Source organism: Stappia sp. ES.058 (genome assembly GCF_900105595.1).
Lineage (GTDB): Bacteria > Pseudomonadota > Alphaproteobacteria > Rhizobiales > Stappiaceae > Stappia.
This window is the reverse complement of record NZ_LT629784.1, coordinates 4117575-4127500: the sequence shown is the minus strand read 5'-3', so window position 1 is coordinate 4127500 and position 9926 is coordinate 4117575. Positions and strand designations below refer to the sequence as shown.

Sequence of the window (9926 nt, the reverse complement as noted above, 5' to 3'; positions counted from 1 at the left end):
AGCGCACGCGATGACCCGACACGAAGAAAGCCGCGGAACCATCCGCGGCTTTCTTGATTTCATGGCCTGACCCGGACGAGATCGTCCAAGGGGGATCCGGATCCCTCAGTTCGGCTTGGCGGCCGCAGCGTCGCCTGCCTGCCCCATGTTTTGCCGGTAGAGCGCCGCAAAATCGATGGGATCGAGCATCAGCGGCGGGAAGCCGCCATTGCGCGATGCGTCGGCCAGGATGTTGCGCGCGAAGGGGAAGAGCATGCGCGGGCATTCGATCAGCACGAACGGATGAATGTGCTCTTCCGGCACGCCGGAGACCCGGAACAGGCCGGCGTAGATCAATTCGATGGCGAAGACGGTCATCTCCGGCGTCTTGGCATTGGCGGTGAGCGTCATCACCACCTCGTACTGCCCCTCGCCCATCGGCTGAGCCGAAACATTGACGTTGATGTCGAGCTTCGGCTGCTCCTTGGGCTGCAGCGATCCCGGTGCGTTGGGGTTTTCGAAGGAGAGATCCTTGATGTACTGCGCAACGATGCTCATGCCGGGCGCTGCGTCACCCTCGGTTGCCTGGCCCGCGGCCGCGTCGTTCGTCTCGGTCATTGTCGGTGTCCTGTCTTGTCTTGCCGTATCCGTACCGTATCCGGATGTCCGGCCGTTTGGCAGACCAGGCCAAGAATGGCACGGTCGCGCCTACTCCGTCGCGCAAGGTCCATCGGATCACGTGACGGGACCTGCAAATCCGTCGCCGGGTGGCTAGCATGCTGGGGACGATCTGCACAAGGTTTGATTGACGCAGGTGCGCCGGCAAGCGAAAACCGCTGCAAACTGCCGTCCCTCGCCTGCGCTGGAACACCCATGGTTCAAACCGACACCCCGGATCTCGGCTCGCCCCACCGCCGCCTCAAGCTCGACACACTCGTCCGGCTGCGCTGGCTTGCCGTTGCCGGCCAGAGCGCGGCCCTGCTGGTCGTCCACTACGGGCTCGGTTATTCGCTTCCGCTCGTTCCCTGCCTTGCCCTCGTGATCGCCTCGGCATGGCTCAACATCTATGTGAAGGTGCGCACGCCACAGTCGCACCGGCTGTCGGAGCGGTCGGCCGCGCTGCAACTGGGGTATGACCTCACCCAAGTCGGCGGTCTTCTCTATCTGACCGGCGGCCTCGGGAACCCGTTTGCCTTTCTTCTGCTTGCGCCGGTCATGGTGTCGGCCACCGGCCTCTCGTCACGCAAGACGGTCGCGCTCGGCATTTATGCCGGCGCAATCGCAACAACACTTGCGCTTGTCCACCTGCCGCTGCCCTGGCCGGACGACCAGACTTTTCGGCTGCCCATGATCTATGCCACAGGCGTATGGGTCGCGCTGATGTGCTCGATCGCCTTCATGGGCGCCTATGCCTTCCGGGTCGCCGAGGAAGCCCGTCAGCTCTCCGACGCCCTTTCGGCGAGCGAGCTCGTGCTCGCACGCGAACAGCACCTGCAGGCGCTCGACGGTCTGGCCGCCGCCGCGGCTCACGAACTGGGAACGCCGCTGGCGACCGTCTATCTGACGGCCAAGGAACTGATGCACGACATAAAAGGCGCGCCAGAGGACAGGGGGCTCCCGGAGACCCTGCACGATGATCTTGCATTGATCCTGTCGCAGGCCGAGCGTTGCCGCGACATCCTCTCGAAACTTTCGTCGCTGTCCGATGACCGCGACCAGCATTTTCGCGGCGAGCCGCTTTCCCATCTTCTGGAGGAGGTTGTCGAACCGTGCCGGGCCTTCGGCATCGAGATCGCGGTCGACATGCAGGGAGAGGGGGACGAGCCCGTGGGCATGCGCAATCCGGCGATCCATTACGGTCTCGGCAACATCCTGGAGAACGCGGTCGACTTTGCCCGGAGCGCCGTGACGATAACCGCGCGCTGGGACGCCCGACAGCTCACCATCGAGATCGTCGACGACGGTGCGGGCTTCGCACCCCACGTCATTACACGTCTGGGCGAGCCCTACGTGACCGCCCGCGGCCCGCGCGATGAACGAACCGGCCAGGGCGACACCGGCGGAGGCCTCGGACTCGGCTTCTTCATCGCCAAGACGCTTCTGGAACGCACAGGAGCCGATTTACGGCTGAGAAACCGCCCGCCTCCGCTTCGTGGCGCCGTGGTGCGCATTGCCTGGCCGCGCGGTCCCGTGCAGAGCGGGCGTGGCGCAGGCGCCGTTACGTGGCATGATGGCGCGGGCGAAAGTGCCGCAGCTGCAGGAACGGGCGCGCAATTGCCCAATCCGCAAAGCTCCATATAACAAACCATAGATGCAACGAATAAGATGGTGCGCCAAGAATGAGCGACGAACCCAGTACCGAAACCGGCATCGGACATCTCCTGATCGTCGATGACGACCACCCGTTCCAGCAACGGCTGGCGCGAGCCATGGAAAAGCGTGGCTTCGAAACCGAAACCGCAGACAGCGTGCGAGAGGCGCTGGACAGCGTGCGCAAGCGCGCGCCCGACTACGCCGTGGTCGATATGCGCCTTGAAGACGGCAGCGGGCTAGATGTGGTCGAAGCCTTGCGGGCACGGCGTCCGGACGCGCGGATCGTGATCCTCACCGGATACGGAAATATTGCGACCGCCGTAACAGCGGTCAAGCTCGGTGCCGTCGACTACCTGGCGAAACCCGCCGACGCCGACGATGTGCTCGCCGCGCTGACATTTTCCGGCGAGGACAAGGCGCCGCCGCCGGAAAACCCGATGTCGGCCGACCGGGTTCGCTGGGAACATATCCAGCGCGTCTATGAATTGTGCGGACGCAATGTTTCGGAGACAGCCCGCCGGCTCAACATGCACCGTCGCACGCTTCAGCGGATCTTGGCAAAACGCGCGCCGCGCTGAGCCGGCTCAGAGTATATCAAGCGACAGCGTCCGCAGGTCCGGGTCGAGCGCGTCGTGGAGCCGGTTTGCCGCAGCATGGGCAATACGCAGCGTCACGGCCTTGCGCCGGGCCGCAGCGAGCCTGTGCTCCGGTGCCTCCCTCAGGATTTCCGCGCCAAAGCCATCGGAGAGAATGAATCCCGCATCGGCCGGAAACGGTTCGATGCCGACGTCGGCATGGCTGGCAAAAAAGAAACGGTCGCAATAGGCGCGATACTCCGGCCACTTGCTGTCGGCGCGCAGATCCGCAAGCGATGACTTCACTTCCACGATCCACAGTTCCCCGCCGGGCCCGAGCGCCGCAAGGTCGGCGCGACGACCGGAGGCCAGCGTCACCTCGCCGACACAGGCAAACCCTTGCGCGCGCAGAAGCCTGGCCGCGCCCCGCCAGACGCGGGAGGCCATCTCCGACTGGCGTCCGTCGACGAGCGGACTGTCGAGTTTGATGCGATTTGCGGACATGGCAGGCACTCTATAAAGTTCATGCTTTGTTCAGACCGGAACCATACCCGCCGTTTCATGGCGCGGGCAAGAGCGGTGTGACGCTGCGGATCTAAGGTGTGAATGTTTCAAGCAGCGGCGAACAGCCATCCGGACGCCGGCGTGCGGGAGGGGATCCCGACCCGCACGCCGGTGTCGATTTCAACGACAGTCGAGAAACCCGCAGATCGCGCGCACGTCCTTGAGGACCGGCTCTGCAATGGCGCCGGCGCGCTCGGCCCCGTCCTTGAGAACGGCATCGATGCTGCCCGTGTCAGCCAGCAGACGGTTCATCTCGTCTGCGACCGGTGCGAGTTTCGCAACGGCGAGATCGGCAAGCGCCGGCTTGAACACGGAGAACGGCTGTCCGCCATAGTCGCCCAGCACAGTCTCGCGCGTCCCCCCCGAGAGGGCGGCATAGATACCGACCAGGTTTGCGGCCTCCGCGCGCTCCTCAAGACCGTCCGGTTCGCTCGGCAAGGGTTCGGGATCGGTTTTTGCCTTGCGAATCTTCCTGGCGATCTCGTCCGCCGTGTCGCGCAGATTGATGCGCGACAGATCGGAAGGGTCGGACTTGGACATCTTCTTGGTGCCGTCGCGCAAGCTCATGATACGGGTTGCAGGCCCTGCGATCATCGGCTCCGTCAGCGGAAAAAAGAGTTCGTCCGGAAGCTCCGGGCTCGGCGTCGGGTTGGCCACGCCAAGACCCAGGTCCGCGATGCGCTTCGCAAAGTCGTTGTTGAACTTCTGCGCGATGTCCCGGGTGAGCTCAAGGTGCTGCTTTTGATCATCGCCCACAGGAACATGCGTTGCCCGATAGGCCAGGATGTCGGCGGCCATGAGGGTGGGGTAGGCAAAAAGGCCAACGGAGGCGTTTTCCCGGTTCTTGCCCGCCTTCTCCTTGAACTGCGTCATCCGGCTGAGCCAGCCCATGCGCGCGATGCAATTGAAGATCCAGGCAAGCTCGGCGTGTTCCCTGACCTGACTTTGGTTGAAGATGATCGCCCGGGCCGGATCGATCCCTGCCGCGAGATAGGCGGCCGTCACTTCGCGCGTCGTCTGCGCAAGGGTTGCCGGATCATGTTTCGCGGTGATGGCATGCAGGTCGACCACACAATAGATGGTCGGCATTTCGTCCTGAAGCGGCACAAAACGCGAGATCGCACCGAGATAGTTGCCAAGGTGAAGATTGCCGGTAGGCTGTACGCCCGAAAACACGCGCGGCGAAAAGCTGGTCAAATCAAAGTCCCCCAGTTTGGACCTATGGGATGACACCGGGACAAGACGTGCCGGCGGGGACGCATGCAGGCGGCTTGCGCCCCGCGCGGACTTATGAAGAAGCAACCGGGAAGAGGCAAGGGAGATCGCCATGTCATCGAGGAAAGGGCGCATCAAACCATGCAGTGATCCTCGAACACGCCGACGCCGGACACCATCGGCCTGACGGGTTGCGGATACGGTTTCGACCAACGGGATGCGTCGTTTCGACCCTTCCGGTATATTCCCAATTCACTATCCATCATTTTTTACGATATAGATTGGAATGAAACCAAGTCGCGGCTGCACGGCGCGCGCAACGACACGACGGTTCATGCCGTCAGGGCGGAAGCACGAGGTCCCGGAGGCCGGAATGAATTACGAGAGCTTCTTTCGGAGCGAAATCGAAGGTTTGCACGAAGAAGGCCGCTACCGCGTGTTCGCGGATCTGGAGCGGCATGCCGGACAGTTCCCCAGGGCAACGCGCCACACAGGCGACGGAACGCATGAAGTCTCCGTCTGGTGTTCCAACGACTATCTGGGAATGGGTCAAAGCCCGGTTGTGACTGACGCGATGCATGAGGCGATCACGCGGTGCGGCGCCGGCGCCGGTGGCACCCGCAACATCTCGGGCACCAGTCACTATCACGTTCTGCTCGAACGGGAACTTGCCGACCTGCACGGCAAGGAAGCCGCCCTGCTCTTCACTTCCGGTTATGTTTCCAACTGGGCGGCGCTGGGAACCCTGGCATCGCGAATGCCCGGCTGCGTCGTGTTGTCGGACGCGCTGAACCATGCCTCGATGATCGAGGGCATTCGCTATTCGCGCGCGGAACGGCGGATCTGGAAGCACAACGACGTCGCGGACCTGGAGCGCCAGCTTGCAGAGATCGAGCCCGGGCGCCCGAAGCTCGTGGCCTTCGAATCGGTCTATTCGATGGATGGCGATATCGCCCCGATCGAGGAAATCTGTGACGTTGCCGACAAATATGGCGCCATGACCTACCTCGACGAGGTTCACGGTGTCGGTCTCTACGGTCCGCGCGGCGGTGGCATCGCCGAACGCGAGGGCCTGATGGATCGGCTGACCGTGATCGAGGGAACGCTGGGCAAGGCGTTCGGCGTCATGGGCGGCTATATCGCCGCCTCCGAAGCGCTTTGCGATTTCGTTCGCTCCTTTGCCTCCGGTTTCATTTTCACGACTGCGCTTCCGCCGTCCCTCGCCGCCGGCGCACGCGCATCTATCCAGTTCCTCAAATCGGCGGAAGGCGAAGCGCTTCGCACGCGCCAGCGCAACCGTGTCACGACCCTGCGCCGCCGGCTGGACGCGCTCGGCATTCCACATCTGCCAAACCCCAGCCACATCGTTCCGGTGATGGTCAAGGACCCGGTAAAGTGCAAGATGCTCTCCGACATCCTGCTCGACACCTATGGCGTCTACATCCAGCCGATCAATTATCCGACGGTTCCCAAGGGCACCGAACGGCTGCGGATAACGCCGTCACCGCTGCATACAGATGCCGATATCGAGCACCTGGTGCGGGCGCTGGAATCCCTGTGGTCGCAATGCGCGCTGAGCCGCGCGGTTGCGTAAGGCTGCCAACGCCTTGACCTGAATTGAAAAACGCCGGTCCGACGGGCCGGCATTTTTCGTTTGGACAGACCGGATCGCTAGCGGGATACACCGGGCATATGCGCGCATTCCGGCCAGGCTGCCCGAAAGGCATCATAGACGAAGGAGGGCCCGCGCCCGCGCGCGCGCTCCGGATGTCTCTTCACATGGGCAAGTACGGCGGCCCGCAGCCCATTGGCATCGGTCCCGGCAGGAACGCAGGAAGCCCGCCCGATCAGGAAAGCGTCGAGCGCGCCCTGCAGATACCCGAGACAGAAGGTGACGGCGACCGGGTTCTCCGACGGTCCCGTTGCACAAACCCTGGAAATCTGTGCCCCACTTTGCCATCCAGCGCCTTGTGCTCTGGCATTTTCGGCAAACCCCACCGTTCCGGCAAGTGCGCCGACAAGCATCAGTGTCACCCGAAGTCCCAGGTTCCGCCACATCCTTCCGAGCTCCGATTGCCGTTTACATCACGGCAATCCTTGGCTGAGTCGTGCACGCGGACAAGGTCCACACCGAAAAGGCCCCTGGCGCCTCACGGCTCACGCCCAGAGGAAAACACAGATCGCGTAGACGATGGCGATCATCACCGGGATCAAGAGCATGGGCCCCGCGAGACCCAGAAATCCCAGCACGAACGGCCCCAGAAACCCCAACCAGGCGAGAAATATGAAGGCGCTGCCAAGCAGCGAAACGAACAGACGGTCGCCGCGCGTCGTATCCAATCCGAGAATGCCGTGACGCGGTCCCCCGCCCGGCGAGACGAATTCCCAGACCGACATGACCGCAAAGCAGATCCCGATGAAGACGAAGAAGCCCGCGGTCGGCCCCGTCCATGCCATCCAGCTCAAACCCATGACGAGTGTCTCCCTTGTATGACGCGTCAGACGCGGCCGAGCGCGAAGCCCTTGGCGATGTAATTGCGCACGAAATAGATGACGAAGGCGCCGGGAATGATGGTCAACGTGCCCGCTGCCGCCAGAAGGCCCAGTTCATAGCCGGACGTGCTCGCCGTGCGAGTCATGGTCGCCGCGATCGGCTTGGCATCCACCGACGTCAGCGTCTTGGCCAGAAGCAGCTCCACCCAGGAGAACATGAAGCAGAAGAAGGCGGCGACGCCGATGCCGGCGGCAATCGTCGGCACGAAGATCTTGAGGAAGAACGACCAGAACGAATGGCCGTCCACATAGGCGGTTTCGTCGAGCTCCTTCGGCACACCTGACATGAAGCCTTCAAGGATCCACACGGCGAGCGGAATGTTGAACAGCGTGTGCGCCAGCGCGACGGCAAGCGGCGTGTCGAACAGGCCGACCGCGGAGTAGAGCTGGAAGAACGGCAGCGCAAACACCGCCGGCGGCGCCATCCGGTTGGTCAGCAGCCAGAAGAAGAGGTGCTTGTCGCCCAGAAACCGATAGCGCGAGAAGGCATAGGCCGCCGGCAGCGCCACAAGCACCGAGATCACCGTGTTGATCAGCACATAGCTCAGTGAGTTGACGTAGCCCATGTACCAGGTCGGATCGGTGAAGATCGTCACGTAGTTTTCCAGCGTGAACTCGCGCGGGAACAGCGTGAATTCGCCAAGGATCTCGTTGGTCGTCTTGAACGACATGTTGACGAGCCAGTAGATCGGCAACATCAGGAACAGGATGTACAGCACCGGGACGTAACGGCTGGTCCGTGTCATCGCTTTGGCTCCGTCACTGGTTTTCGTTGCGCATCATCAAGGTGTAGAACACCCAGCTGAGCGCCAGAATGATGAGGAAGTAGATCAGCGACATTGCCGCCGCCGGTCCGAGATCGAACTGGCCAAGGGCGATCTTCACCAGGTCGATGGACAAGAGCGTCGTCGAATTGCCCGGTCCCCCGCCGGTGAGCACCGACAGTTCGGTGTAGATCATGAAGCTGTCCATGAAACGCAGAAGCACGGCGATGGTCAGTACCCGCTTCATTTTCGGCAGCTGGATGTAGCGAAAGACGGCAATCGGCTTCGCGCCGTCGATCTTGGCCGCCTGGTAGTAGGCATCGGGAATCGAGACCAGACCGGCATAGGCCAGAAGCACGACCAGCGATGTCCAGTGCCAGACGTCCATCAGGATCAGCGTGAACCAGGCATCGCCGGGCTGGCGGGTGAAATTGTAGTCAAAGCCGAGCGCGTTGAGGCTACGCCCGAGAAGCCCGATATCCGGCAATGCGAAAATGTTCCACATCGCACCCACCACGTTCCACGGTATGAGCAGCGGCAGCGCCATCAGCACGAGACAGACGGGGACCCAAGGCCCCTTCTTCGGCATGGTCAGCGCGATCAAAACGCCAAGCGGCACCTCGATCAGCAGGATCGTGAAGGTAAAGGCGAGTTGGCGAAACAGGGCATCATGGAAACGCTCCGACTGCAGCACCTGCTCGAACCACAGTACCCCGGCCCAGAAGAAGACGTTGTCGCCGAAGGTTTCCTGGACCGAGTAGTTGACGACGGTCATCAGCGGGATGATCGCATTGAAAGCGACCAGCGCCACCACAGGCAGAACAAAAAACCAGGCCCGGTTGTCGTGTGTCTTGTTCATCTCGTTTCCCCGCCTCAGGCCACGATCCAGCCGTCGCGATAGACGGCCGTGTGATCGGGATCGAAGTGCAGATGCGCCTGCTCCTGCGGAATGTCTCCGCCCTCCGGCACAAGCAGCTTGATACGCGTATCGGCGGCACGCGCCTCGACGATGCGAAAGCGGCCGGTGTCGCTGACCTTGACGACCTTCGCCGGCAATCCACCCGCGTCGCCCGCGTCGGCAAAGCGCACGAATTCGGGCCGCACACCCACCTCCAGTTTTCCGGCCGCACCGCCCAGATCCCCGCTGCCGCCTGTTTCCAGGGCAACGCCAGCCACATGGGCACGTCCCCCGGACACCTCGCAGGGGAGAACATTCATCCCCGGCGAGCCAATGAAATGCCCGACGAATGTGTGCTGGGGACGTTCGAACAGATCGACGGGCGTGCCGATCTGCACCACCTCGCCCTCGTTCATCACCACGACCTTGTCGGCAAAGGTCAGCGCCTCGGTCTGGTCATGCGTCACATAGATCATCGTGGTGCGAACACGCTGATGCAGCTCCTTGAGCTTGGAGCGCAGTTGCCATTTCAGATGCGGGTCGATCACCGTCAGCGGTTCGTCGAACATGATGGCGTTGACATCGGAGCGCACCAGCCCGCGCCCGAGCGAGATCTTCTGCTTGCCATCCGCCGTCAGTCCGGCCGCACGGTTGGACAGCGTGTGCGTGAGATCGATCATCTCCGCGATCTCGCGGACCCGTTTGTCCACATGCCGCTCGTCGACACCGCGATTGCGCAGCGGGAACGCCAGATTGTCGTAGACGGTCATCGTGTCGTAGACGACCGGGAACTGGAACACCTGCGCGATGTGGCGCTGTTCCGGGGTCAGGTCGGTTACGTCCTGGCCGTCGAAAAAGACCCGCCCGTGGGTCGGCCGCAACAGGCCGGAAATGATTGAGAGCAGCGTGGTCTTGCCGCATCCCGAGGGACCAAGCAGCGCATAGGCACCGCCGTCGTCCCATTCCAGGTCGAGCTGCTTCAGCGCCCAGTCGCTGTCCTGCGTCGGATTGGGCATGTAGGCATGCCGCAGCGTGTCGAGAACGATTTTCGCCATTGCCTTGCGT

At 62.6% G+C, this 9926-nt stretch carries 11 protein-coding genes; 3 read left to right on the top strand and 8 right to left on the bottom strand.

What is annotated here, in order from left to right; genetic code table 11:
- Positions 1–105 precede the first annotated feature (105 nt).
- Positions 106–597, bottom strand: coding sequence for a protein-export chaperone SecB (gene secB / locus BLU32_RS19245; RefSeq protein ID WP_093809643.1), 492 nt, complete (start codon positions 595–597; stop codon positions 106–108).
- Between the two features lie 255 nt (positions 598–852).
- On the opposite strand from secB, the gene BLU32_RS19240 reads away from it, so the two are divergent.
- Both BLU32_RS19240 and BLU32_RS19235 read left to right on the top strand, forming a co-directional pair.
- Complete coding sequence (locus tag BLU32_RS19240) at positions 853–2280, top strand: ActS/PrrB/RegB family redox-sensitive histidine kinase (RefSeq protein ID WP_093809642.1); 1428 nt, start codon at positions 853–855, stop codon at positions 2278–2280.
- Between the two features lie 38 nt (positions 2281–2318).
- Entirely contained in the window at positions 2319–2870 is a 552-nt protein-coding gene (locus BLU32_RS19235) for an ActR/PrrA/RegA family redox response regulator transcription factor (protein ID WP_093809641.1), read from the top strand.
- Between the two features lie 6 nt (positions 2871–2876).
- Here BLU32_RS19235 and BLU32_RS19230 read toward each other — a convergent pair whose 3' ends face one another.
- Entirely contained in the window at positions 2877–3371 is a 495-nt protein-coding gene (locus BLU32_RS19230; protein ID WP_093809639.1) for an MmcB family DNA repair protein, read from the bottom strand.
- 180 nt (positions 3372–3551) lie between these two features.
- The gene (gene trpS, locus BLU32_RS19225; protein WP_197673826.1) at positions 3552–4628 is read right to left on the bottom strand and encodes a tryptophan--tRNA ligase; all 1077 of its coding nucleotides are present in this window, start codon (positions 4626–4628) and stop codon (positions 3552–3554) included.
- A gap of 391 nt (positions 4629–5019) precedes the next feature.
- Here trpS and hemA point away from each other — a divergent pair, with 391 nt between their 5' ends.
- A complete protein-coding gene (gene hemA / locus BLU32_RS19220) occupies positions 5020–6240 on the top strand; it encodes a 5-aminolevulinate synthase (protein WP_093809637.1) in 1221 nt (406 codons plus the stop codon).
- 77 nt (positions 6241–6317) lie between these two features.
- Here hemA and BLU32_RS19215 read toward each other — a convergent pair whose 3' ends face one another.
- From BLU32_RS19215 to BLU32_RS19195, 5 genes are all read right to left on the bottom strand, one after another.
- Positions 6318–6671: a Rap1a/Tai family immunity protein gene (locus BLU32_RS19215; RefSeq protein WP_244501882.1), complete on the bottom strand. Its 354-nt coding sequence runs from the start codon at positions 6669–6671 to the stop codon at positions 6318–6320.
- Between the two features lie 132 nt (positions 6672–6803).
- Positions 6804–7118, bottom strand: a complete 315-nt coding sequence (locus BLU32_RS19210; RefSeq protein WP_093809633.1) for a DUF2160 domain-containing protein — start codon at positions 7116–7118, stop codon at positions 6804–6806.
- Between the two features lie 26 nt (positions 7119–7144).
- A complete protein-coding gene (locus tag BLU32_RS19205) occupies positions 7145–7945 on the bottom strand; it encodes a carbohydrate ABC transporter permease (RefSeq protein ID WP_093809631.1) in 801 nt (266 codons plus the stop codon).
- 13 nt (positions 7946–7958) lie between these two features.
- Positions 7959–8822, bottom strand: a complete 864-nt coding sequence (locus BLU32_RS19200) for a carbohydrate ABC transporter permease (RefSeq protein WP_093809629.1) — start codon at positions 8820–8822, stop codon at positions 7959–7961.
- Positions 8823–8836: 14 nt separating this feature from the next.
- Positions 8837–9916, bottom strand: a complete 1080-nt coding sequence (locus BLU32_RS19195) for an ABC transporter ATP-binding protein (protein WP_093809627.1) — start codon at positions 9914–9916, stop codon at positions 8837–8839.
- Positions 9917–9926: the final 10 nt, after the last annotated feature.

Bases quoted from the DNA above. Each gene is read 5' to 3' on its own strand.
- BLU32_RS19200 (WP_093809629.1), bottom strand. From the start codon at position 8,822: ATGAACAAGACACACGACAACCGGGCCTGGTTTTTTGTTCTGCCTGTG.
- BLU32_RS19240 (WP_093809642.1), top strand. From the start codon at position 853: ATGGTTCAAACCGACACCCCGGATCTCGGCTCGCCCCACCGCCGCCTC.
- hemA (WP_093809637.1), top strand. From the start codon at position 5,020: ATGAATTACGAGAGCTTCTTTCGGAGCGAAATCGAAGGTTTGCACGAA.
- BLU32_RS19235 (WP_093809641.1), top strand. From the start codon at position 2,319: ATGAGCGACGAACCCAGTACCGAAACCGGCATCGGACATCTCCTGATC.
- BLU32_RS19195 (WP_093809627.1), bottom strand. From the start codon at position 9,916: ATGGCGAAAATCGTTCTCGACACGCTGCGGCATGCCTACATGCCCAAT.
- BLU32_RS19205 (WP_093809631.1), bottom strand. From the start codon at position 7,945: ATGACACGGACCAGCCGTTACGTCCCGGTGCTGTACATCCTGTTCCTG.
- BLU32_RS19210 (WP_093809633.1), bottom strand. From the start codon at position 7,118: ATGGGTTTGAGCTGGATGGCATGGACGGGGCCGACCGCGGGCTTCTTC.
- secB (WP_093809643.1), bottom strand. From the start codon at position 597: ATGACCGAGACGAACGACGCGGCCGCGGGCCAGGCAACCGAGGGTGAC.
- BLU32_RS19215 (WP_244501882.1), bottom strand. From the start codon at position 6,671: ATGCTTGTCGGCGCACTTGCCGGAACGGTGGGGTTTGCCGAAAATGCC.
- BLU32_RS19230 (WP_093809639.1), bottom strand. From the start codon at position 3,371: ATGTCCGCAAATCGCATCAAACTCGACAGTCCGCTCGTCGACGGACGC.